Annotated in this window: 21 protein-coding genes and 2 pseudogenes; 13 read left to right on the forward strand and 10 right to left on the reverse strand. The window is 60.7% G+C overall.

Going from position 1 to position 23373, the window contains the following annotated elements; genetic code table 11:
* Window positions 1-27: 27 nt before the first annotated feature.
* The 6 genes from BM004_RS27730 to BM004_RS27755 all read left to right on the forward strand — a co-directional run bounded on the left by BM004_RS27730 (window position 28) and on the right by BM004_RS27755 (window position 4867).
* Window positions 28-1161 (forward strand): Re/Si-specific NAD(P)(+) transhydrogenase subunit alpha, encoded by a 1134-nt coding sequence (locus BM004_RS27730; protein WP_093218323.1) that lies wholly within the window; start codon window positions 28-30, stop codon window positions 1159-1161.
* On the forward strand, window positions 1158-1520 hold the full coding sequence (gene panD, locus BM004_RS27735) for an aspartate 1-decarboxylase (RefSeq protein ID WP_093218325.1): 363 nt from the start codon (window positions 1158-1160) through the stop codon (window positions 1518-1520). Before BM004_RS27730 ends, panD begins: the two co-directional genes overlap by 4 nt.
* A 15-nt stretch (window positions 1521-1535) precedes the next feature.
* Window positions 1536-1862 (forward strand): NAD(P) transhydrogenase subunit alpha part 2, encoded by a 327-nt coding sequence (locus BM004_RS27740; RefSeq protein WP_093218327.1) that lies wholly within the window; start codon window positions 1536-1538, stop codon window positions 1860-1862.
* Complete coding sequence (locus BM004_RS27745; protein ID WP_093218328.1) at window positions 1859-3283, forward strand: NAD(P)(+) transhydrogenase (Re/Si-specific) subunit beta; 1425 nt, start codon at window positions 1859-1861, stop codon at window positions 3281-3283. The genes BM004_RS27740 and BM004_RS27745 overlap by 4 nt, the downstream gene beginning before the upstream one ends.
* A gap of 108 nt (window positions 3284-3391) precedes the next feature.
* Window positions 3392-3697, forward strand: a complete 306-nt coding sequence (locus tag BM004_RS27750; protein WP_093218330.1) for a DUF1330 domain-containing protein — start codon at window positions 3392-3394, stop codon at window positions 3695-3697.
* 201 nt (window positions 3698-3898) lie between these two features.
* The gene (locus BM004_RS27755) at window positions 3899-4867 is read left to right on the forward strand and encodes a D-2-hydroxyacid dehydrogenase (RefSeq protein WP_093218331.1); all 969 of its coding nucleotides are present in this window, start codon (window positions 3899-3901) and stop codon (window positions 4865-4867) included.
* Window positions 4868-5000: 133 nt separating this feature from the next.
* Here BM004_RS27755 and BM004_RS27760 read toward each other — a convergent pair whose 3' ends face one another.
* Both BM004_RS27760 and BM004_RS27765 read right to left on the reverse strand, forming a co-directional pair.
* The gene (locus BM004_RS27760; RefSeq protein WP_093218333.1) at window positions 5001-5735 is read right to left on the reverse strand and encodes an SDR family oxidoreductase; all 735 of its coding nucleotides are present in this window, start codon (window positions 5733-5735) and stop codon (window positions 5001-5003) included.
* 38 nt (window positions 5736-5773) lie between these two features.
* Window positions 5774-7201 (reverse strand): FAD-binding oxidoreductase, encoded by a 1428-nt coding sequence (locus tag BM004_RS27765; RefSeq protein ID WP_093218334.1) that lies wholly within the window; start codon window positions 7199-7201, stop codon window positions 5774-5776.
* Window positions 7202-7546: 345 nt separating this feature from the next.
* Between BM004_RS27765 and BM004_RS27770 the strand changes: the two genes are divergently transcribed.
* From BM004_RS27770 to BM004_RS27790, 5 genes are all read left to right on the forward strand, one after another.
* Window positions 7547-11107, forward strand: a complete 3561-nt coding sequence (locus BM004_RS27770) for an indolepyruvate ferredoxin oxidoreductase family protein (protein WP_093218336.1) — start codon at window positions 7547-7549, stop codon at window positions 11105-11107.
* Window positions 11108-11118: 11 nt separating this feature from the next.
* On the forward strand, window positions 11119-11970 hold the full coding sequence (locus BM004_RS27775) for a 3-hydroxyacyl-CoA dehydrogenase NAD-binding domain-containing protein (protein WP_093218338.1): 852 nt from the start codon (window positions 11119-11121) through the stop codon (window positions 11968-11970).
* Window positions 11971-12274: 304 nt separating this feature from the next.
* A complete protein-coding gene (locus tag BM004_RS27780; protein ID WP_093218339.1) occupies window positions 12275-12856 on the forward strand; it encodes a TRAP transporter small permease in 582 nt (193 codons plus the stop codon).
* Window positions 12853-14133 (forward strand): TRAP transporter large permease, encoded by a 1281-nt coding sequence (locus BM004_RS27785; protein ID WP_093218341.1) that lies wholly within the window; start codon window positions 12853-12855, stop codon window positions 14131-14133. The genes BM004_RS27780 and BM004_RS27785 overlap by 4 nt, the downstream gene beginning before the upstream one ends.
* A 28-nt stretch (window positions 14134-14161) precedes the next feature.
* Window positions 14162-15172 (forward strand): TRAP transporter substrate-binding protein, encoded by a 1011-nt coding sequence (locus BM004_RS27790; protein ID WP_093218436.1) that lies wholly within the window; start codon window positions 14162-14164, stop codon window positions 15170-15172.
* A gap of 329 nt (window positions 15173-15501) precedes the next feature.
* Here the strand turns inward: BM004_RS27790 and BM004_RS40865 are convergent, their stop codons facing one another.
* Window positions 15502-15885: an AAA-type ATPase lid domain-containing protein gene (locus tag BM004_RS40865; protein ID WP_143072535.1), complete on the reverse strand. Its 384-nt coding sequence runs from the start codon at window positions 15883-15885 to the stop codon at window positions 15502-15504.
* Between BM004_RS40865 and BM004_RS27800 the strand changes: the two genes are divergently transcribed.
* Window positions 15884-16918: an IS110 family RNA-guided transposase gene (locus BM004_RS27800; protein ID WP_093218344.1), complete on the forward strand. Its 1035-nt coding sequence runs from the start codon at window positions 15884-15886 to the stop codon at window positions 16916-16918. The two genes, BM004_RS40865 and BM004_RS27800, sit on opposite strands and share 2 nt — an antisense overlap.
* Window positions 16919-16930: 12 nt before the next feature.
* Window positions 16931-17137, forward strand: a pseudogene (locus BM004_RS27805) (IS3 family transposase); the annotation flags it as partial.
* A gap of 78 nt (window positions 17138-17215) precedes the next feature.
* On the opposite strand, the gene aliB reads toward BM004_RS27805, so the two are convergent.
* The 7 genes and pseudogenes from aliB to BM004_RS27835 form a co-directional block, all read right to left on the reverse strand.
* Window positions 17216-18379 (reverse strand): cyclohexanecarboxyl-CoA dehydrogenase, encoded by a 1164-nt coding sequence (gene aliB, locus BM004_RS27810; protein ID WP_093218345.1) that lies wholly within the window; start codon window positions 18377-18379, stop codon window positions 17216-17218.
* The gene (locus BM004_RS41565) at window positions 18348-18728 is read right to left on the reverse strand and encodes an acyl-CoA thioesterase (RefSeq protein WP_143072534.1); all 381 of its coding nucleotides are present in this window, start codon (window positions 18726-18728) and stop codon (window positions 18348-18350) included. Before BM004_RS41565 ends, aliB begins: the two co-directional genes overlap by 32 nt.
* 121 nt (window positions 18729-18849) lie before the next feature.
* Window positions 18850-19304 (reverse strand): annotated as a pseudogene (locus BM004_RS27815) (ATP-binding cassette domain-containing protein); the annotation flags it as partial.
* A gap of 17 nt (window positions 19305-19321) precedes the next feature.
* Window positions 19322-20092, reverse strand: coding sequence for an enoyl-CoA hydratase/isomerase family protein (locus BM004_RS27820; protein WP_093218347.1), 771 nt, complete (start codon window positions 20090-20092; stop codon window positions 19322-19324).
* Window positions 20089-20901, reverse strand: a complete 813-nt coding sequence (locus tag BM004_RS27825) for an enoyl-CoA hydratase-related protein (RefSeq protein WP_093218438.1) — start codon at window positions 20899-20901, stop codon at window positions 20089-20091. The genes BM004_RS27820 and BM004_RS27825 overlap by 4 nt, the downstream gene beginning before the upstream one ends.
* 4 nt (window positions 20902-20905) lie before the next feature.
* A complete protein-coding gene (locus tag BM004_RS27830) occupies window positions 20906-21673 on the reverse strand; it encodes a glucose 1-dehydrogenase (protein ID WP_093218439.1) in 768 nt (255 codons plus the stop codon).
* 35 nt (window positions 21674-21708) lie between these two features.
* Entirely contained in the window at window positions 21709-23361 is a 1653-nt protein-coding gene (locus BM004_RS27835; RefSeq protein ID WP_093218348.1) for an AMP-binding protein, read from the reverse strand.
* Between the last annotated feature and the right edge of the window lie 12 nt (window positions 23362-23373).

The raw sequence follows: 23373 nt of genomic DNA on the forward strand, positions 1-23373 counted from the left end.
ATTCGAATAAGTAGTAGGAGAACCCAAATGAGAATAGGTGTGCCAGCCGAATCTACGGCAGGCGAGACGCGCGTGGCTGTGACGCCAGAAACGGCAAAAAAACTTGTTGCCGGTGGTCACGAGGTTCGTGTTCAGTCGGGTGCTGGCTTGCGCTCTAGCGCATTGGATTCCGCGTATGAGGCTGTCGGGGCAAGGATAACCAACGAATCAGGAGCCCTCGGTGCCGATCTGGTGCTCAAGGTGCGCACCCCGTTCGACAACGAGCTCGCGCTGATGAAGTCCGGCGCCACCATCGTCGGCATGCTCAACCCGTTCGACGCCGCTGGCCTGCAGCGCATGGCGTCTGCCGGCCTCACCGCCTTCGCGCTCGAAGCCGCACCGCGCACCACACGCGCGCAGAGCATGGACGTGCTGTCCTCGCAGGCCAACATCGCCGGCTACAAGGCCGTGATGGTCGCGGCGCACCACTACCAGCGTTTCTTCCCCATGCTCATGACGGCGGCCGGCACCGTGAAGGCCGCGCGCGTGGTCATCCTTGGTGTGGGGGTGGCGGGCCTGCAGGCCATCGCCACCGCCAAGCGCCTGGGCGCGGTGATTGAGGCCAGCGACGTGCGCCCGAGCGTGAAGGAGCAGGTCGAGTCGCTGGGCGGCAAGTTCATCGACGTGCCCTATGAAACCGCCGAAGAGAAGGAAGCGGCCGAGGGCGTGGGTGGTTACGCGCGGCCCATGCCACCAAGCTGGCTGGAGCGCCAGAAGCTGGAAGTGGCCAAGCGCGTGGCACTGGCCGACGTGGTCATCTCCACCGCGCTCATTCCCGGACGCGCCGCGCCGGTGCTGATCACCGAAGACATGGTCAAGTCCATGAAGCCGGGCAGCGTGATCGTGGACATCGCCGCGGGCAAGGGTGCGGACGGTGTGGGCGGCAACTGTCCGCTGACCGAGGCCGACAAGACCGTGGTCAAACACGGTGTTACGCTGGTGGGTGAGACCAACCTGGCGGCCATGGTAGGTGCCGATGCGTCCGCGCTGTATGCGCGCAACGTGCTGGATTTCCTGAAGCTCGTGCTGCAGAAGGAAGCGACGGCTGTGCAGGTGGACATGGAAGACGACATCGTGGCCGCGTGCCTGATGACGCAAAGCGGCGAGGTCAAACGCAAATGAGCCGAGTCATGCTGCGCGCGAAACTGCACCGCGCGACCGTCACCGAAGCCGACCTGCACTACGAAGGTTCCTGCGGCATCGATGAAGATCTACTCGACGCCGCCGACATGCGCGAGTACGAGAAGATCGAGCTCTACAACGTCAACAACGGCGAGCGCTTCTCCACCTACATCATCAAGGCCGCGCGCGGCTCGGGCGCCATTTCGCTCAACGGCGCGGCGGCGCGCAAGGCGCATGTGGGCGACCTGCTGATCATCTGCACCTACTCACCGGTGGACGATGCCGTGGTGCCGCAATGGAAACCGCGTGTCGTGTTGCTCGGCGAGGGCAACCGCGTCAACGAGATCAAGAAAACCTGAAGCGAGGACATTCCCATGGAAGCCGTATCCCCCACCGTTCTCAACCTCATCATCTTCGTGCTGGCCATCTACGTGGGCTACCACGTGGTGTGGAACGTCACGCCCGCGCTGCACACGCCGCTGATGGCCGTGACCAATGCGGTCTCGGCCATCGTGATCGTCGGCGCCATGCTGGCCGCCGCGCTCACCGAAACGACCTTGGGCAAGACCATGGGCGTGATGGCTGTGGCACTGGCCGCGGTCAATGTGTTCGGCGGCTTCCTGGTCACGCGGCGCATGCTGGAAATGTTCAAGAAGAAAGAGCGCAAAGCACCTGCGGCTTCTGAAGGAGCGCACAAATGAGCATGAGTCTCGTCACGCTGCTGTACCTCGTTGCCAGCATCTGCTTCATCCAGGCGCTCAAAGGCCTGAGCCATCCCACCACCTCCATCCGGGGCAACGTCTTCGGCATGACCGGCATGGCCATCGCCGTGCTGACCACCGCCGCGCTCATCGTCGAGCTCTCCGGCGGCAAGGCCCAGGGCATGGTCTGGGTGCTCGGCGGTCTGGTTGTGGGCGGTGCCATCGGCGCGATCATGGCCAATCGGGTCGAGATGACCAAGATGCCCGAGCTGGTCGCCTTCATGCACAGCATGATCGGCCTGGCCGCTGTCTGCATCGCCGTGGCCGTGGTGGCCGAACCCTGGGCCTTCGGCATCGTTGCCAAGGGCGAGGCCATCCCGGGCGGCAACCGCATCGAACTCGCGCTGGGCGCCTTCATCGGCGCGGTCACCTTCTCGGGCTCGGTCATCGCGTTCGGCAAGCTCTCGGGCAAGTACAAGTTCCGACTGTTCCAGGGCGCGCCGGTGCAGTTCGCCGGCCAGCACAAGCTCAACCTGCTGCTGGGCTTGGCGGTGGTGTTCTTCTGTTTCGGTTTCTGGCACTCGCAGAGCTGGATCGACATCGTGCTGGTGATCGCGCTGGGCTTCATCCTGGGTGTGCTGATCATCATCCCCATCGGCGGTGCCGACATGCCGGTGGTGGTGTCCATGCTCAACAGCTATTCGGGCTGGGCGGCCGCGGGCATCGGCTTCAGCCTGAACAACTCCATGCTGATCATTGCCGGCTCGCTGGTGGGCTCGTCGGGCGCGATCCTGAGCTACATCATGTGCAAGGCGATGAACCGCTCGTTCTTCAACGTGATCCTGGGCGGCTTCGGTGGCGAAGCGGCCGCCGCCGGTGGCGCCAAGGCCGAAGCGCGGCCGGTCAAGAGCGGCAGCGCCGATGACGCGGCCTTCGTGCTGGGCAACGCCGAGACCGTGGTGATCGTGCCCGGTTACGGCCTGGCCGTGGCGCGCGCGCAGCATGCGGTGAAAGAGCTCGCACACAAGCTGACCGAAAAGGGCATCACCGTGAAGTACGCGATCCACCCGGTGGCCGGGCGCATGCCGGGCCACATGAATGTGCTGCTGGCCGAGGCCGAGGTGCCGTACGACCAGGTGTTCGAGATGGAAGACATCAACGGCGAGTTCGGGCAGGCCGACGTGGCGATCATCCTGGGCGCCAATGATGTGGTGAACCCGGCCGCGCTGCAGAAGGGCAGCACGATCTACGGCATGCCCATCCTGGAAGCCTACAAGGCCAAGACGGTGATCGTGAACAAGCGCTCCATGGCCGCTGGTTATGCGGGCCTGGACAACGAACTGTTCTACATGGACAAGACCATGATGGTGTTTGGTGACGCCAAGAAGGTTGTTGAAGACATGACCAAGGCTGTGGAATGAGCTGGTATGCCAGTTGCATGAATGCCCCGTGATGCGAGATCGCAGGCACGAAGACACGCATGTTGAGCGCCTGCATTAGCGCTCGTTTTTAACCCGAAGGAGACTTAGATGAAGGTTTTTGCCGTTTCGCACATCGATGTGTCAGACCCTGAGCTGTATATGGAATATGTCGCGCTCGCACCAGCGACCGTCGCCACCTATGGTGGTCAGTACTTGGCCCGCAATGGAAAAAAGTATGCGCTCGAAGGTGAGATCCCGGACAAGCGCATGGTGGTGATGGAGTTCCCCTCGCTGGAAAAAGCCATGGCTTGGTACAACTCACCCGAGTATCAGGAAGTCGCCAAGATCCGCCACCGTGCTGCCAAGCACAGTTCGATCATCCTGATCGAAGGGCCGGAAGTGCCGGTGATCTGAGGTACACGCCGCATCGATAAAGGCCCTGCCGCGTTTGCGGTTGTGGCCGCGTTGAATGCAAGGTACGGATAGTTCTGGTGCGTGCGCAATCGGTTGATCGATGACGCGCGCCTTTTCCTCTTTTCCTTTTAGTCGTCCTACTAGGGTGCGGGACCAACGAAGACAGTCCCGTGGCAGCCTCCAATACGAAACCATATTTTCATGAGCTTTCGCCTTGCAATCTGTACGTCAGTGGCTCATGCCCGCTTTCAAAAACTGTTGGAGCCACTGTCGCAAGTGGCGGTGCAGTGGGTTTCTGCTGCCGAGCTACCTGAGGCCGCAAATCGGGCCGATGCCTTGGTTCTGTCTGCGGCTGACTACTTTCCCGCAGTTGCCCATGCGCTTTCCGGTCCCGAAAGCGCCTGCAGGTGGTTGCAGCTGCTGACCGCTGGCTATGAGACCCTTCAGATGCATGGCGTACCCGATCGTCTGGAGGTGACAAACGCGGGGTCGGTGTGGTCACCTATGGTGGCCGAGCACGCAATGGCCATGATTCTTGCGGTGGCGCGCCGTGTGCCGGCGTTGCTCGCGGCGCAAGCCCGTGGCCAGTGGGATGACAGTATCCGTCAGGATATGGCTATGCTGTTTGGCGCGCGTCTCGTCATCGTCGGCATGGGGAGCATTGGGGGTGAGCTTGCGCGCCGCGCGCGAGCTTTTGGCATGCACGTGACCGGTGTGAGTCGCAGCGGACGCGCCCACCCAGATGCCGACCAGGTGCTGCCCGTGAGCTGCCTGCATGAAGCGCTATCGCAGGCCGACTTTGTCGTCTGCGCAGTTCCCGGCTCACCCACAAACACCGGCCTTATCGGCGCGAGCGAACTCGCAGCCTGTTCGCGCCAGACGGTGATCGTGAACCTGGGCCGTGGCAACGTCATCGATACACCCGCGCTGCTGCACGCCCTGCAGACGGGCATCATCTCCGGTGCTGCGCTCGATGTGACCGACCCTGAGCCACTGCCCGAGGGCCACCCTCTGTGGCAGATGCCGAACGTGATCATCTCGCCTCACCTCGGTGGCGCTGCGCCCGAGCGTTATTACGACCGTCTTGCGCACCATGTAGTCCACAACCTCCAAGCCCGCCTTGCTGGCCAGCCACTCAAGGACCGAATTGAATTCCGCGCGTCCGCATGAACTGCGCAGCCGGTCCTGATCTGATACCACCGCACCTTTGATCCGGCCAGTGCAGGCGTGTGTGCACAGCAGTACCCACCGGGATCAATGGTGGGGTATTCGTCTGCAGACTGGACGCGATCAGACTCGGGGGCTACTTTTGGATGACCGGCTTGGCAGAAAGCTTGCCGTGCGACCAGCCGCCATCGCAGACCAGCACCTGGCCCGTCAGGTATCCGGCTTCTTCGCGCGCAAGGAACGCAGCAGTGGTGCCGAACTCTTCAGGCGTTCCGAGACGGCCAACTGGAATCTCGTCTATGACGGATTGCTGCACACCGAGCTGCTTCATGCGGTCGGTGGCGTGGTAACCAGGGGCCACAGCATTGAAGGTCACGCCCTGACTGGCGTGTTCCGCACTCAGCGTGGTGAGCAGCCCATGCAGACCGGCGCGCAACGAGGTCGACACCGAGAGATTGGGAACGAAGCGCACACAAGACACCGAGGTCACCCAGATCACCCGGCCCCAGCGACGTTCCAGCATCGGCGGCAGCAACTGACCCAGCAGGGCCAATGGGCCTGCCCACAGCAGGTCGAATGACTCTTGCCAGGCTTCTGCACTAACGCTCAGGGTCGTTCCCTTGGCGGGACCCGGACCGTTGACGATAAGGATGTCAGGCTTGATGTTTGAGCTCGCCAGAGCCTGGGCACAGGCTGCCGGCGAGGCCTTGTCGTGGAAGTCGAGGTGCACGATGTCGTTCACCACGCTGTCTTTGGAAGGCGCGCGCGAACTGGTTGACACCACGTGTACGCCTTGCTGGCGCAGGGCGAGGGCGATTCCGCCGCCGAGGCCACTGGTGCCGCCGCAAACGAGGGCTGTTCGAACTGTCATGGAATGGGTCTCCTGTGTATTGGGATGAGAAATTGGGTTCAAGCCCTGGGCAGGACTTTTCCGGGGTTGAGGATGTTGTGTGGGTCGAGGGCCTGCTTGAGGGCGCGCATCATGGCAGTACCCGCCTGCCCATGCTCCCTGACCAGATAACGGGCCTTGTGCAGGCCCACACCGTGCTCACCGGTGCAAGTGCCTCCAAGACGGATGGCCCGCTCCACCAAGCGGTGGCCAAAGGCCTCAGCCGCTTCGATCTCTGAGGGAGAATCGGGGTCGAGTAACACCATACAGTGGAAGTTGCCATCACCCACGTGCCCGAAGACCGGAACCAGCAACTGGTGCTCAGCGATGTCAGTCTGTGTCTGTTCGATGCATTCGGCCAGGGCGGTGAGAGGGACGCAGACGTCGGTGGACAGGCTGCGGGAACCGGCCCGCAGTTGCAGGCAGGCAAAGTATGCATGGTGGCGAGGGGTCCACAAGCGAGAGCGCTCTTCGGGGCGGCTGGCCCACTGAAATTCACCCCCGCCGTGAACGTTGGTGAGCTCGCGCATCACCTCGGTCTGCGCATTGATCTGTTCCTGGCTGCCCACGAACTCTAGAAACAGCGTAGGCTCTTCGCGTAGAGCGGTTCTGCTGTGGGCATTGATGGCGCGCAGTGCGAGCGCGTCCAGCATCTCGGCACGCGCCAGTGGGACGCCATGCTGGATGGCCTCAATCACGCACTGGACGGCGGAGCGCACATTGGGGAAAGTGACCACGGCAGCAGCGATCGCTTCGGGCAGCGGGTGCAAACGAACCGTGACCTCGGTGATCAGGCCCAGGGTGCCTTCGGAACCGCAAAACAGTTGCGTGAGGTTGTAGCCGGCAGAGCTTTTGCGGGCGCGGGAGGCGGTGCGGACGACCTCCCCTTCAGCCGTGACGACCTCCAGGTTCACAATGTTGTCGCGCATGGTGCCGTAGCGGACGGTGTTGGTACCAGAAGCGCCGGTCGCGACCATGCCACCCATGCTGGCGTCGGCACCAGGGTCAACCGAGAAGAATAGACCAGTGCCTTGCAAGGCTGCATTGAGTTGGGTCCGCGTGACGCCTGCCTGTACTGTGGCGTTGAGATCGCCGGGACGAAGTTCCAACACCTGATTCATCTGTGAGAAGTCGACGCAGACCCCACCTTGCACGGCGAGAAAGTGTCCCTCAACGGATGAGCCTGCGCCGTAGCCAATGACAGGCGTTTTGTCCGCTGAGCAGGCTGACAACACGAAAGCCACCTCTTCGGTGCTGTGCACAAAGACCACGGCGTCTGGCGGCTGTGTCGGGAAGAACGATTCGTCGCGGCCGTGTTGCTGCAGAACGGCCGCGCTCGTCGAGAGGCGGTCGCCGAAACGCTCCTTGAGCGTGGTCAGCAGTGGGCTGGAGGGGGGGCGCCTTTGTGTGGATGTGGTGGGAATCGCGCCAATATTCGTCGCGTGCATTGCGAATGTTTCCAGGTCCTAGATAAACGGATGGTCCGCCGCGTTTTCGTCAACGCAGCGATCGCTATGCAGCGCAAGAATCAGGCCCGCCATTCAGAGGTCGCAAAGCTGCTTTCCATGGGTGGCTGTGTCTTTGTCAAAGACACGCTGGCGTTTCGAGCAACACCCTTTGCGTCGTTTGAAGCACAGCATCCGTGAAACGCGTGTTATTCAGGCCCAGGAAGGCCGGTAGGGTTGGGGTTTACGCGCGGAGTCACATGGCATGCAGTTTGCGAAGTGATGGTTTTGTGGCGAATGCCTTGCGTGTTCTCCAAAGTATTAGCCCAACCCCGAGATCTGAACCCCATGAATGCACCTTTGCCCGAGTCCGTTCGAAAAAACCTGGAGAGCGCGTCTCTCGATGACAAATACAGCCTGGACCGTGGACGTGCCTTCATGAGTGGTGTGCAGGCGCTGGTGCGTTTGCCCATGCTGCAGCGCCAGCGAGACAAAGCCGTTGGTCTCAACACAGGTGGATTCATCAGCGGGTACCGCGGCAGCCCACTGGGCTCTTATGACCAAGCATTGTGGTCGGCACAGCAGCACCTCAAGGCCAACCACATCGTTTTCCAGCCCGGCGTGAACGAAGAGTTGGCTGCGACCGCGCTTTGGGGAACTCAGCAACTCGATTTGTATCCGCAGAGCAAGCAATACGACGGCGTGTTCGGCATCTGGTACGGCAAGGGTCCGGGCGTGGACCGCTGCGCCGACGTATTCAAACACGGCAACATGGCCGGTACCGCGAAGTACGGTGGTGTGATTGCAATTGCAGGTGACGACCACGCGGCCAAGAGCAGCACCGTGGCGCACCAGAGCGACCAACTGTTCATGCACTGCAGCATGCCGGTGTTCTTCCCATCCAGCGTACAGGACATCCTCGACATGGGGTTGCATGCATTTGCGCTGGGCCGTTACGCGGGAGTGTGGACCGGCATGAAAACCATCCAGGAGGTCGTCGAGTCTTCGGCTTCGGTGAGCGTGGACCCCGACCGCGTGAAGATTATCCTGCCCGAGGATGTGGCGCTGCCTGCGAGCGGTGTGCACATCCGGTGGCCCGACACGCCGCTGGAGCAGGAGGCGCGGCTGTTCGACACGAAGTGGCATGCCGCGCTGGCCTACATGCGCGCCAACCGCCTGAACCACAACGTGATTGAAGGCCCGCAGGATCGATTCGGCATCATTGCCAGCGGCAAGGCCTACAACGACACGCGTCAAGCCTTGTCTGACTTGGGACTTGACGACGCTACGTGCCGCCGCTTGGGCATCCGCCTGCACAAGGTTAACGTGGTGTGGCCGCTAGAGCCGAGCGCCACACGTGAGTTTGCCCAGGGTCTGCAGGAGATCTTGGTGGTTGAAGAGAAGCGCGAGATCATGGAGAGCCAGATAAAAGAACTGCTCTACGGCTGGCGCGACGATGTGAAACCCACGGTTTTGGGCAAGTATGACCCCGTGGCTGGCCTGCTGGCCGATGGCATGCAGGCGAACCCAGCGGACCACTGGCTGTTGCGCGCCAAGGCGGACCTGACGCCGGCGCTGATCGCCAAGGCCATTGCTAAGCGCCTGCGCGCTCTAGGTCTGGCGCCCGAGGGCAGTGAGGTGGCTGCGCGTATGGACGCACGTCTGGCCGCGGTTATGCATCGGGAACAGACGCTCAACAATCAAACCACAGAAACAGGTGAGCGCCAGCCCTGGTTCTGCAGTGGATGTCCACATAACACCAGCACGCGCGTGCCTGAAGGCTCGCGTGCCATGGCCGGCATCGGTTGCCATCACATGGTGCTCACCATGGACCGTAGCACGAGTACCTTCAGCCAGATGGGTGGCGAGGGCGCGGCCTGGGTGGGGCAGGCACCGTTCACCAGCGACACGCACGTGTTCTCCAACCTCGGTGATGGCACCTACTTCCACAGTGGGCTTCTAGCAATCCGTCAGAGCATCGCTGCGGGCGTGAACATAACCTACAAGATTCTCTACAACGACGCAGTGGCCATGACCGGCGGGCAGCGCGTGGGCGAGCGACCGGAAGGCCACAGCGTGCTGCAGATCCAGAAGAGCCTGCTCTCGGAGGGGATCAAGAAGCTCGTCATCGTGACAGACGAGCCACAGAAGTACGAGGGTGTGGCTCTGGAGTCAGGTGTGACCGTGCACCACCGCGACGAACTCGATACGATCCAGCGCGAGTTTCGCGAGTTGTTGGGTACGACCGCGATCATCTATGACCAGACCTGCGCCACCGAGAAGCGCCGTCGCCGCAAGCGCGGCAAGCTGGCTACGCCGGCCAAGACGGTTGTGATTAACGAGCTGGTGTGCGAAGGCTGTGGCGACTGTTCAGTGCAGTCGAACTGCCTGTCGGTGGAGCCGCTGGAAACGGAGTTCGGCCGGAAGCGCCGCATCAACCAAAACAGCTGCAACAAGGACTTCTCCTGTGTGAAAGGCTTCTGTCCGAGCTTCGTCACCGTGGAAGGTGGAACGCCGAAAAAGCAGCAGAAGAAACAGCGCGATCCGTCTGTGCAACTTGCGTTGCCCGAGCCGGTGCTGCCCTCGACCGAGGAGCCCTGGAGCATCATTGTGGCGGGCGTAGGCGGCACCGGTGTGATCACGATTGGGCAACTGCTGGGTATGGCCGCGCAACTGGAAGGCAAGGGCGTGGTGACGCAGGACGCGGCCGGCCTGGCACAAAAGGGTGGTGCCACCTGGAGTCACGTGCAGATCGCCAACCGACCCGAGGCTATCCTCACCACCAAGATCGACGTCGCGAAGGCCGACCTGGTGATCGCTTGTGATGCGATCGTGGGTGCGAGCAAGTACACCATGAGTGTGATGCGCGAAGGCCACACCCAGGTGGCACTGAACACGCACGGTACGCCCACAGCGGCTTTTGTACGCAACCCGCAATGGAGTTTTCCGGGCGAAAACTGCGAGACGGTGCTGGCCGCCACGGTTGGCGCGGAAAGGGTGGGCGGCTTTGATGCCGAGGAAGTGGCCGTGGAGCTGGTGGGTGACGCGATCTACACCAACCCGCTGATGCTGGGCTATGCGTGGCAGAAGGGCCATGTGCCACTGTCACACGCCGCGCTGATGCGCGCTCTGGAGCTCAACGGCGTACAGATCGAAAACAACAAGGCGGCCTTCGAATGGGGCCGGCGTTGCGCCCACGACCTGAGGTCTGTGAAGGCACTTTTTCAGGCCGCTTCGGTGATCCAGTTCGTTCGTAAGCCTTCGCTGGACGAGATCGTGAAGCAGCGCGTAGATTTTCTCACCGAATACCAGAACGCGGCCTACGCGGTCGCGTACAGTTCTTTCGTCGAGCACGTGCGCGCAACCGAAGCGCCGTTGTCAAGCACACGCCTCAGCGAGACCGTGGCGCGCTACCTCTTCAAACTCATGGCATACAAGGATGAGTATGAGGTCGCTCGCCTGCACACCGATCCTGCGTTCACGAAACGAATCGCTGAGATGTTCGAGGGCGACGTGAAAGTAGTGCACCACCTGGCTCCGCCCCTGTTAGCCAAAACCAACGCCAAGGGAGAGCTGATCAAGCAGGCCTACAGCGGGTGGATCCGGTGGGGATTTTGGCTTTTGCGACGCATGAAAGGTTTGCGTGGCACGCCTTTCGATCCTTTCGGCCGCACCGAAGAGCGCAAGACCGAGCGGGCCCTGATCGGCGAGTACAAGAGTTGCGTGGAGGAGCTGATTCTGGGCTTGACGCGTGACAAGCTGGCATTGGCGGTCGAGATCGCCGCCATCCCGGAGCAGATACGTGGCTACGGGCATGTGAAGGCTCGGCACCTAGCGCTGGCGCGCACTCAGTGGGACTCACTTCGAGGGCAATGGCGGGACGATGGCGCAAAGCGCCGCGTCGCTTGAAGGCAGAACTCATGACCGATGTACAGTGTGTCGGTGTGGTGGGTGCGGGCACCATGGGTAGCGGCATTGCGCAGGTGTGTGCAGCCGCCGGACTGGACGTGGTGCTGTTGGACGTGTCCGAAGCGGCGCTAGAACGAGGGGTTGCCGCCATTGCCGCCAGCTTGGATAAGCGCGTGCAAAAGGGTGCGCTGAGCGCCCAAGAGAAGCAGGCGACTTTGCAGCGTTTGCAGACAACGATTCGCTACGAAGACCTGGCGCGGGTGCAGATAGCGATCGAGACTGCAACGGAACAACCCCAGCTCAAGTTCGAACTGCTGCGCCGCATGGAGAGCGCATTGCCGTCCCATGCATTGATCGGTTCCAACACCTCATCCATTTCCATCACGCAACTGGCGGCAGCATTGCGTGAGCCCTCTCACTTGGTGGGGCTGCACTTCTTCAACCCGGTGCCGGCGATGGCATTGGTGGAAGTCATCCGCGGCCTCCAGACGAGCGAAGATGCGTACGATCGGGCAATGGTCTTTGCCAGGGCGCTCGGCAAGACGCCCATACCCGTGGCCAACCGCCCCGGCTTCGTGGTCAACCGCATCTTGATTCCCATGGTCAACGAGGCCATCTTTGCGGTGCAGGAGCGGCTAGGCAGCGTTGACGACATCGACACTGCGATGCAGATCGGCGGTGGCCACCCCATTGGGCCGTTGCGACTAGCCGACGTAGTGGGCCTGGATGTGGTGCTGGCGGTGATGGAGGTGCTGCAGGGCAGCTTTGGCGACAACAAATACCGTCCTGCGTTTCTACTGCGGGAGATGGTTCAGGCCGGTCTTCTCGGCCGAAAAACTGGTCAAGGTTTCTACAAGTATTGACCAATTTTGATGGGTTGCGGTGCCACCAATCTATCGATGACGGCGGTTCCGTTCTGGCCATGCAGAGAGCCATCCCAGCCCCCTGAATTCGTTCTACGCGTTAACCCTACGGGGGCAAGAAGTGCTGTTCTTGGCGAATACACAACTGGCTTGACGGAACACACCGCGCGTCTGTGAGGACACCTGAAACAGCGATGCGCCGCTCCAACTACGCAAAAAGCGTTGGCATGTGGCTTGCGTAATAAGACAGCACGGGCCCTTCTTTTTTTCCGAAGGGCAACGATCTAACTGTAGGAGACAGCGAATGAAAACAAGGGGAGACGCCCTTACGGAAGTACTTGAAGAGGTCATGGGCTGGACGTTGGCAGTGATGCTGCTTCTTGTTTTTGGCAACGTGGTGCTTCGATACGGATTCAACTCCGGCATCCCGATCTCTGAGGAGCTGGCTCGCTACCTGTTTGTGGGCATGACGTTCATGGGCGCTGTGGTTGGCCTTCACAGACGACAGCATCTTGGTCTGGACATGCTCGTTCAGCGCCTGCCGTCTTGGGGGCGAAGGCTCGCAGCGATAGCTGGACACTTGGTGATGCTGCTTTGCTGCGCTGTGCTGTTCTGGGGAAGTCTTGAGCAGATGAAGGTCAACCAAGGCAACCGCTCCCCGGCAATGGACATGCCGCTGTCCATCATCTATGGCGGCGCAGCTTTCGCTGGTCTGGTCATGACGTTGATTCTGCTGATCTCCTTGTTTCGTCTTCTAACGGGTAGGGCAACAGCCGACGATCTCAAGATGAGTACCGATGACGCAGAACAGGCAATGCACGAAGTAGAGCTCGTCACCCTGTCAATCAATGCAGGCGAAATGAAGGTCGCGGGGGCTCGGAAATGACAGTCGCAATTTTCCTGGGCTCCCTGTGCGGGGCCATGTTCCTGGGCGTTCCAGTTGCCTTCGCACTGCTGTTCTGCGGCTTGGCGCTGATGTGGCACCTCGACATGATGGATGCACAGATCGTTGCGCAGAACCTCATCGGCGGTGCGGACAGCTTCTCTCTTCTGGCTGTTCCATTCTTCATTCTGGCCGGCGAGCTGATGAACGCCGGCGGTCTCAGTCGCCGCATCATCGATGTCGGGATCGCTTTCTTTGGCCATTTCCGAGGGGGGCTTGGCTACGTAGCGGTGGCAGCCGCCATTCTGATGGCCAGTTTGTCGGGGTCTGCTATTGCCGACACAGCGGCACTCTCGGCAGTTCTGCTGCCCATGATGCGGCAAGCGGGCTATCCCCCAGCGCGCAGCTGCGGTCTCATCGCTGCTGGAGGCATCATTGCTCCAGTGATTCCGCCAAGCATTGGCTTCATCCTGTTTGGAGTGGCCAGCGGTGTCTCCATTACCAAGCTGTTCCTGGCAGGTGTCGTCCCTGGCCTCTTGATGGGGGTGAGCTTGATCGTGGTTTGGTGGATCATTGCCCGTCGTTCAACACTGCCTGTTAGTGAGCGTGTGAGCGGCACCGACCGGATTCGTGCGATAGGCCGAGCCTTCTGGGCGATTCCCCTGCCGCTGATCATCATCTTCGGTCTGAAATTCGGTGTCTTTACGCCCACGGAAGCTGCGGTCGTTGCCGCAATGTACGCATGGTTCGTTGGAGCCGTGGTCTACCGAACGGTGACGTTCAAAGTATTGCGGCAGTGCCTTGTGGGGGCTGCCCGCATGTCAGCGATCGTGATGTTCCTCATCGCCGCTGCCTCTGTCTCAGCTTGGCTGATAACGATTGCGGAACTGCCAGAAATTCTTGCCGGATGGGTTCAACCGTTCGTGGACCGCCCCATTCTGCTGATGGCCATTCTGATGTTCATCGTGTTCGTGGTGGGAACTGCTCTGGATCTGGTGCCAAGCATCTTGATCCTGACGCCGATTCTCATGCCCATCGTGAAAGAGGCTGGTATCGACCCCGTGTACTTCGGTGTTTTGTTCATCATGAACAACGCCATTGGTCTCATCACGCCCCCTGTGGGCCCTGTACTCAACGTTGCGGCCGGAGTCGGCCGAGTCAGCATGGACGACGTTATCAAGGGCGTATGGCCATTCATGGTCGCGCAACTCATCGTTCTGGTGCTTTTGATTGTTTTCCCCTCAATAGTCATCAACTCTATGAACTTCCTGACGCGATGACTTGTTTTTCAACCACAAAGGAGACCTCGTGAAAACTATTCTCACCACGCTTGCTTGTTCCATTTCCCTCGCTTTGAGCTGCGCAACAACTGCTCACGCGCAAGAGTACAAAGAACGTACCATTCGGTTCGGCCACTTAGTCAACAAGGACCATCCCATCAGCGCGGGTGTGCGGAAATTCGCGGAATTGGTGGAGAAGGGCAGCGGTGGGAAGATCAAAGTGAAGGAGTTTCCTTCGGCCCAGCTTGGCGCTGAGCAGCAGCAACAAGCGGCACTGCAAGGGGGCACGCAGGATATGACGGTCGGTGCGACCAGCGCTGCCGTAGGCGTCGTGAAGGAGTTGGGTCTGCTGGACTTCCCGTTCCTGTTTGCGACCGAGCAGCAAGCTGACCAACTGATGGATGGTCCGGTCGGTCGAAAACTCCTGGACCGATTTGAATCCAAGGGCACCATCGGCTTGGTCTACTGGGACAACCTGTTCCGAAACGTCACCAATAGCCGTCATCCCGTCAAGACGGTGGCTGACTTGGCCGGTCTGAAGATTCGTGTTCAACAGAGTCCCATCTACTTGGGTGTCTTCAAGGAGCTTGGTACCAACCCCGTTCCGATGTCCTTTGCTGAGTTGTTCACCGCGTTGGAAACACGCACTGTTGACGCCCAAGAGACGCCGTACCCTCTGATCTACTCCAACCGCTTCTATGAGGTGCAGAAGTATCTGGCGGTGACCCGCCACTCTTACAGCGCATTGGTGGTGCAGTTCAGCAAGAAGGTGTGGGATGGCATGTCTCCTGTCGAGCAAAAGCTCATTCGCGAAAGCATGACTGCCGCTCGCGACTATCAGCGAGTCGTGAGTCGTGAAGAAGACGTGAAGTCGTTCGCCGGCCTCAAGGCGAAGGGTATGGAGGTGACCACCTTCAGTGAAGCCGAGCGGGAAAAGATGAAGGCAACTGCAAAGCCGGCTGTCGACCGCCTTCTGGGCGAATACGATCCTGCCCTTGTGAAGGAGTTCATGGCTGAGGTTGCGCGGGTCACCCGCTAACTTGTCGACCAGGGGAAGTTCTTCAAACCTCCCTTGGTCTGCAAATCAGTTCACGTTGACGCAGCAGCATGCCGAGCAGTAGTCGAAGAAGGCCTATGCCGGTCGAGGTCGAGTGCACATGGGCAGGCGTGCCATCACATCACCTCAGAACGGGAAACGCATCAATAACCAGCTGCGACGGAGCGAGCATTCAAACGACGCGGCCTCTGCATGAATCCTTGAACTCGTTCTAATAGGACTTTTGAGTCTCGATAGACGCGGTGGTTGCCCATTGTGGCTTTTCTGTCAGGCTCTCGTCTGCGTACTCGCGCTGTCCAATTCCAAGAAGGTCAAACTTCCGATACAAGGTCGACCGAGCAATGCGGCTCCCTAGCCGGAGCATCGGAGACCCCAACAACCTCACCTCCTTGCGACAGAACCTCGGGAGGGAGGTGGTCTGCGACGACAACCCCATCATCTGCACAGAGCAATGCAGCTTCCATCACGTTGCGAATCTCTCGGGCATTGCCAGGCCAAGAGTACGCGGCGAGCGCTGAAGACGCAGAACTGTCAACAATGGTCTTGGGCAACTTGTGCTTGCGCTCAAGCTCGGCACGGAAGTGATTGACCAGAATCGGAACGTCGGCGGCGCGCGCTCGTATTGGTTTGATGCTGCGTTGGACAATCTTCAGACGATAGTAGAGGTCTTGGCGAAACTTCCCTTGGGCGACCATCCTCGGCGTCGATACGCATCTGGACGTTCATGTTGGTGTCGTCATCGATGCTGTAGGACGCGTGAAGGGCACGCTCTCGATTGAGACGAATCCCAGCGGCTATGAGAAGCTGCTGATCTGGGCCCGGAGCTTCGGCAGGCTGGATCGTGCCGGCATCGAAGGGACGGGCTCCTACGGTGCTGGTCTGACACGCTTCCTCGAAGAAAAAGGGATTGCGATCATCGAGGTCAATCGGCCGAATCGTTCCCGTCGACGTCTACGACGAAAAAGTGACCCGACCGATGCCGAGAGCGCGGCGCGATCCGTGCTGGCCAACGATGCAACCAGTGTCCCGAAGGCTCGCAACGGAACGGCTGAAGCCCTGCGTACACTGAGCGTTGCGCGCCGCAGCGCCGTCAAAGCCAAGACACAGGCGGTGAATCAACTGCGCGCCCTGCTGGTCAGCGCGCCGTCGTCCCTGCGAGATCTGGTGTTGAAGGTCAAGACAGAACACTGTGTCGCTGCCTGCGCAGCGCTGCCAGAGGACGACGAGAAGAACGCTGTCATGGCCAGCTTGAAGACGACGCTCAGGCTCCTGGCGAGGCGCTGGAACGCGCTGCATGAAGAGTTGCGCGAGCTTGATAAGCAGCTTGCTCGTTTGACGAAGCTGGCAGCGCCACGCATTCTCAGCCGCTTCGGCGTCGGGCCGCAGACCGCGGCGACGCTGCTCACCGCGGCCGGTGACAATCCCGGCCGGTTGCGTAACGAGGCCACTCTCGCAGCCCTGTGTGGCGTCAGTCCTATCGAGGCCTCATCTGGAAAGACGAGCCGTCACCGGCTCAATCGCGGTGGGCAAAGACAGGCCAACAACGCCCTGTGGACTATCGCGATGGTCCGAATGCGAAGCGATGCGCGTACCCTCCAATACGTCGCCCGGCGCACTGGCGAGGGCCTGTCCAGAAAGGAGATTCACCGCTGCCTGAAGCGCTACATCGTGCGCGAGCTATACCCGTTGATCTTGGCCGACCTGGCCGACTCTGCCGCCATTGCTTGACATAGGAGCGTCAACGCTCCCACCGAGAGCCTGTGGGGACGGCTGAAGACGGCCTGCGTGCACGGTCAGCGATTTGCCACGCGCCAGCAGGCAAGACACGCGATCATGGACTGGATCGCCTTCTACAACCACTCGCGGCTACATTCGGCGCTGGGCTACCTCAGCCCAATGCAGTTCGAACAACGCTGGTTGGCGGCGCAGCGCAAATCTGCCGCTTGAGGACCGGGCTACGCACTCCGGTTTTCAGGGGCAACCTCACTCCTCAGGAAAGGGCAACGGGCTAAAGATGCTGCAACTTCAGACTGGCACGTTCTTGCGCCCAGCGCGGGTGCGAGCAATCACGGTCTTCATGATCTGCGCAGTGCCATCGCCGATCTGGTAGCCAAGAACATCACGCAGCCGCTGCTCCATGGGTCCACGGTCGTACCCGCCATGACCGAAAGACAGCAAGCACTGATGAATGACGTCGTAGGCAAGCTTTGGGCCCCACCACTTGGCCATTCCCGCCTCTGCGCTGTGAGGCAAGCCCTTGTCCTTGAGCCACAAGCCCTGCAGGCAGAGCAGCCGCGCCCCCTCCACTTCAGTATCGAACTGCGCCAGCGGATGGGTCACCCCTTGGAACGCCGACAATGGTTGGCCGAAGGCTTGGCGCTGGGTGATGTAAGCCCAGGTTTCGTCCAGTGCCGCGCGTGCGACCGCCAAGCACTTCAGGCCGATCAGTGAACGTGAGTAGTCGAAGCCCTGCATCACCTGCACGAATCCCTTGTTCTCGTCTCCAAGGCGATGGTTCAGCGGAATTTGCACGTTCTCGAAGAAGATCGAGCCTCGACCGATGGCTCGCTGACCGTGGCACTCAAAGCGGTTCGTCGTCAGGCCCGGCGTGTCCATCGGTACCAGTAGCGCGGTAACGCCATGCGCACCCGACTCCGGCGTGCCCGTTCGACCAAATACCACCGCAATGTCGGCCTGGTCAGCCGCTGAAATCGACGTCTTCTCGCCGTTAACCACATATTGGTCACCTTGGCGCTCGATGCGCAGGCGCAGGTTCGCCGCATCTGAGCCCCCACGCGGTTCGGTCAGTGCAATTGAACACAGTGCCTCGCCGGCGATGATCTTCCTTATCCAGGGACCCACGACCTCCGGATCGCCGTGCTCTGCAAGGATCTGCCCGTTCAACGACGCCAGCAGATTGATATAGGCGAGGTTCAGATCGACGCGCGAGATCTCCTCGTGGATCACACCGGCAGCGAGGCACCCCAGACCGAGCCCGCCAAAGGCTTCGGGAAGTTCTGGACCGATAAAACCGAGCTCTCCCATTTCGCGCATCAGATCTCGGTCGAGGACACGGGTTTGGTCACGCTCGAGAAAGCCCGGCTTCACACGATCCTCTGCAAATCGCCGCACGGTATCGGCCAGCGCCTTCAAGTCGTCATCGATGTAAGGATTGGGATTCGTGTTCATGGTTCAGGCCGCTTGTGTCGGCGACATTGGTGGTTTTGAAAGGGGTGTGTGACTGGCACGCCAAGCCAGTCACGAGGTTCGGGAATACGGAAATGACGGCGCTTCGGATGTCGTCTGGAACGGCTACCGCGCGTCGTCGCTCCAAGTTGAGCAGCACACACTTGTAGTCGACCTCCATGGCCACATCGTCCCCGGGACCGGTGCGCAGTTGGTGGTGAAAGACCACTAACTTATCGTCCATTCGGGTGATGGTGGAGTCCAATGCGATGACATCACCAACATGCAGTTCTCGACGAAAGTCAGCCGGTACAGCAATGCCGCGTCGGGTCGCGTTGTCAACGTGACGCACTCGTCTGCAGGCCTTGCTGACACAGGAACAAGTGCACGAGGCGCTGCCGAAGGTCCACCGACGCCACCATCGGCTCGGCAGAGATAGGTGGATTTCACCGTACAGAGTGGGCGACCACTAGTCCGTAGGGCAACTCAACCGCCTTGACCGCACCGAGCGATGCAAGGCCAACAGCTTCAAGCAGCTCCTTCGCGCGCTTGTCCAGAACGTTCAGCGAGCGCTCGTGTCGCCAAAATTCGAATGATGCACCCTGCTTGCGCTGGAGTGCCACCCGGACGTTCTGCAGCACGGTCAGGTGCGGGAAGGTGGCAGAAATCTGGAACGAACGACCCCTCGACGGGCCGCCTTGTCAGGCGTCTCATGCGTGATGTCCTCACCGCGATAGAGGATCTTTCCCTCCGTCGGAGTCAGAAACTTGGTCAGCAGATTGAAGACGGTTGTCTTGCCCCCGCCATTCGGTCCGATCAGAGCGTGGATGGATCCCCGCTTGACGCGCAAATTGACCTTGTTCACAGCCGTGAAGCCGTTGAACGACTTGGTCAGATCGACCGTTTCGAGAAGGGTGTCAGGTACCACGGGTTGCCTCTATCGATCTACATGCCGACGAATTTGGGCTTTTTCTTGCCGAGGAAAGCCAAGATGCCTTCCATTGCGTCGCGTGTCTGAGACGCGGTGGAGAACAGCTCAGCCTCCAGGCCAAGCCCCAGTTCCAGTGGCAGGGCGTTTGCACTCTTCACGGCAGTCAACGCCTGACCCAATGCCGCAGGAAATGGGATCCCCATGTCGGAAAGGAACTGCATGCCGACCTCGACTGGATCGCTGATCTCCACGATGCGGTGGATGAGTCCGATGCGCTCGGCCTCTTCCCCGCCCACGGCTCGGCCACTGACAATCATTTCGGTAGCCCGTGACGTACCCACCAGTCTTGGCAGTCGTTGTGTTCCGCCATACGCCGGTATGAGCCCCAGCTTGATTTCGGGCAGGCCGAACCGGGACGCAGCGGTCGCGATGCGGAAGGTGCAGGCCATTGCTAGCTCCAGCCCACCGCCAAATGCAACACCATTGATCACTGCCACCGACGGAATATCGAGTCTGTCGAGCTTCGCAAACGCAGCCTGACCGCTCCGGGCCGTTGAACGCTGTGTGTCGGCGTCCTTGCCCATCAGCTCCTTCACGTCGGCTCCTGCACTAAAGGCCTTGCCACCTTCGCCCACGATCAGCAGCGCACGGGCATCCGACGTAGCCACTTCGTCAAGACGCGCACCGACCTGAGCAATCATGTCGGCGTTGAGTACATTCAGCGCCTGCGGTCGGTTCAACCGCAGCACAGCGACACGTTCGCGAAAACTCAGTTCGACGCTCACGATGCGTCCGCCTTGTCGCCGCCGTCTGACGGTTCCGGACGAAAACGGGGCTTGCGCTTGCCCATGAAGGCTGCAACGCCCTCGTGAGATTCGTCGGTGCCGTAGTAGAGTGCGAGCGCTTGCATGCCCAGGCCACCAATGCCCCTGATCGAGTCGGAATCGGCATTGAACGAGCGCTTGGCAATGGCGATGGCGGTCGGGCTCAGGGCCAGGATTTCCTGGCACCATTTGTCTACCTCGGCATCCAGATCGGCAGGCGGCACAACCGCATTGACCAGCCCCATGGCGAGTGCCTGTTGCGCTGTGTAGCGGCGGCACAGATACCAGATCTCACGCGCCTTCTTTTCGCCCACCACACGGGAGAGGAATGCCGTCCCGAAGCCCGGATCCACCGAACCCACTTTGGGGCCGACCTGGCCGAACTGAGCGGTCTCCGAGGCGATGGCCAAGTCGCAGCAGGTAACCAACACATTGCCACCGCCGATGGCGAAGCCATTGACACGTGCGATGACGGGCTTCGGAGCCTCCCGAATCAGGCCCTGAAGTTCTTCCACCGGCAAGCCGATCAGGCCCCGACCGTCGTAGCCACCATCGTGAGCCGATTGGTCACCACCAGTGCAGAAGGCCTTTTCGCCGATCCCCGTGAGCACGATGACGCCGACCGTTTTGTTCCACGATGCGCGATGCAGCGCATCGATCAACTCATCGCAGGTTTTGCCGCGAAAGGCGTTGTACTTGTCCGGGCGGTTGATGGTGATGCGGGCAACGCCCGCTTTCTCTTCGTAAAGAATGTCGGTGTAGTTGGTCATGATTTCATCCATGCATGGTGAGACCGCCGGACACGCTGATGACCTGTCCGGTGATGAAGTTCGCGTCGTCGCTGGCGAGGAAAGCGACCATGCCCGGGATGTCCTCAGGCTGGCCCAGACGCTTGAGTGGGATGGCCCGCTTCAGGCCATCAAAGATCTTCTGACCGTATTCACCTTCGCCAGCGAAGGAGCGCAGAAGTGCCGTGTCGGTCGGACCCGGGCACACGACATTGACCCGTACATCCTTGCGCGCGGTTTCTCTGGCCAACGTCTTGCTGAAGGCGATGATTCCGCCCTTGCAAGCCGAATAGACCGACTCACCGGAAGAACCCACACGCCCTGCGTCTGAGGCGATGTTGATGATCTTGCCGCCACCGGCTTCGGTCATCAGCGGGACAACAGCGTGCTGCAGATTCAGCGGGCCTTTGAGGTTGATCGCGATCACCTTGTCCCAGAACTCAGGCGTTGACTCCGTGAACTGCATGGCGATATCCCACCCGGCGTTGTTGACCAGGATGTCGATCCGTCCACACACACCGTGAATCTCACGGATGGTCGAGGTGACCGCCGCGTGATCCGTGATGTCGAGCGTCCGCACCGAGAGCTTCTCGGAATACGCGGCCAATTGCCCGGTGAGTTCTTTGAGGCCTTCGGCGTTGAGGTCCAGGGCAACGACCCGGCACCCTTCCTCGCAAAAGCGGCGCACCAGTTCGCGACCAATGCCACCGGCGGCGCCGGTGATCACGGCAACTTTTTCATTCAATCCACGCATGCGGTTCTCCTGGGGTAAGTAAGTAATGAAAGCCATCAGCCATTTCGGGCCACGATGACCCCGGCTGCGTGAGCGCGCAGCTTGAATTTCTGCAGCTTTCCGGTGGCGGTCCGGACGATGGGTTCGAAGATGACGTGACGCGGAGACTTGAAGCCCGCCAGCCTGGCGCGGCAGTACTTGATGACGTCGTCCTGGGTCAGGCTACCAACCGCCTCGGGTCTCAACTCCAGAACAGCGCAAACCACCTCGCCCCATTTCTCGTCAGGAATGGCCACCACGGCGGCGTTCAGCACGGCTGGGTGTGTGTAGAGAACTTCCTCGACTTCGAGCGAAGAGACGTTCTCACCGCCCGAAATGATGATGTCCTTCGACCGGTCCTTGATCTCGATGTAACCGTTCTCGTGCACGACTGCCAGGTCACCGCTGTGGTGCCACCCGCCCGCAAACGCTTCCTGTGTGGCATCCGCGTTTTTGAGGTAACCCTTCATGCCCAGGTTGCCGCGGAACAGCACTTCACCCATCGTAATGCCGTCACGCGGCACAGGCTTGAAAGTGGTCGGATCGGCGACGATCATCTCGTCCGAAACGGCGGTTCGAACGCCCTGTCGGCCCATGAGCGCCGACTGCTCATCCGCCGACAGCTTCGACCAGGACTCCTGGGGGACGCAAACTGTGTTCACACCGTGCTGCTCCGTCATCCCGTACACGTGCTGCACACGGAAACCCAGCGCCTGCGTGGCCCGGATGATGCTCACCGGTGGCGAGGCACCAGCGCACGCAATCGTGATCGGACCTGCAGGAGGTTGCCAGTCAGCAGGCTTTCCGGCCACCAGAGATCCCAGCACCGTGGGGGCACCGCAGAAGTAGGTGACGCCATGTCGCTCCACAGCGGCATAGATGTCTTCCGGCACGACCTTGCGCAGACACACATGGGTTCCAGCCACGGCCGCCATGGCCCACGCGTAACACCAGCCATTGCAGTGAAACAGAGGCAGCGTCCAGAGATAGACAGGTATCTGCCCGTTGCTCAGCTCGGCATAGATCACCTGCCCCAGAGCGTTCAGATAGGCCCCACGGTGGTGGTAGACCACCCCCTTGGGGTTCCCCGTCGTCCCGGACGTGTAGTTCAGTGCAATGGCATCCCATTCGTCACGGGGGTAGCGCAGCTCTGCATTCGCCGGGGCGTCGCGAAGGAAATCCTCGTAGTCGACCAGCCCAACACGATCTGCCTCTGGCACGTCGTCGCCTCGGATGTCAATCACGTCGATCTGCATTCCCGACTGCTTCACGGCCTCGCGGGCGACATCAGCGAACATCTGGTCCACCAGCAGAACACGCGCATCGGAGTGCATCAGGATGAAGGCCATCGCGGCCGGTTCAAGCCGTACGTTGATGCAGTTCAGCACGGCGCCCGACATCGGGACACCAAACTGCGCTTCCAGCATGGCTGGAATGTTCGACGCGATGATTGCCACCGTATCGCCACGCTGCACACCGGCGCCGATCAGAGCACGTGCGAGACGCCGACATCGGTCTGCGTGCTCAGCCCAGCTGTAGCGGAGATCGCCATGGATGACAGCGGTGCGATCCGGGAACACGTCTGCAGCACGGTCCAGGAAGCGAAGGACGGTGAGCGGTTGATGGTTGGCCTGGCACTTGTCCAAACCCGTGTCGTACTTGGTAGGCATAGTTGGTCTCTT

The organism is Variovorax sp. OK212, assembly GCF_900112425.1.
Classification (GTDB): domain Bacteria; phylum Pseudomonadota; class Gammaproteobacteria; order Burkholderiales; family Burkholderiaceae_C; genus Variovorax.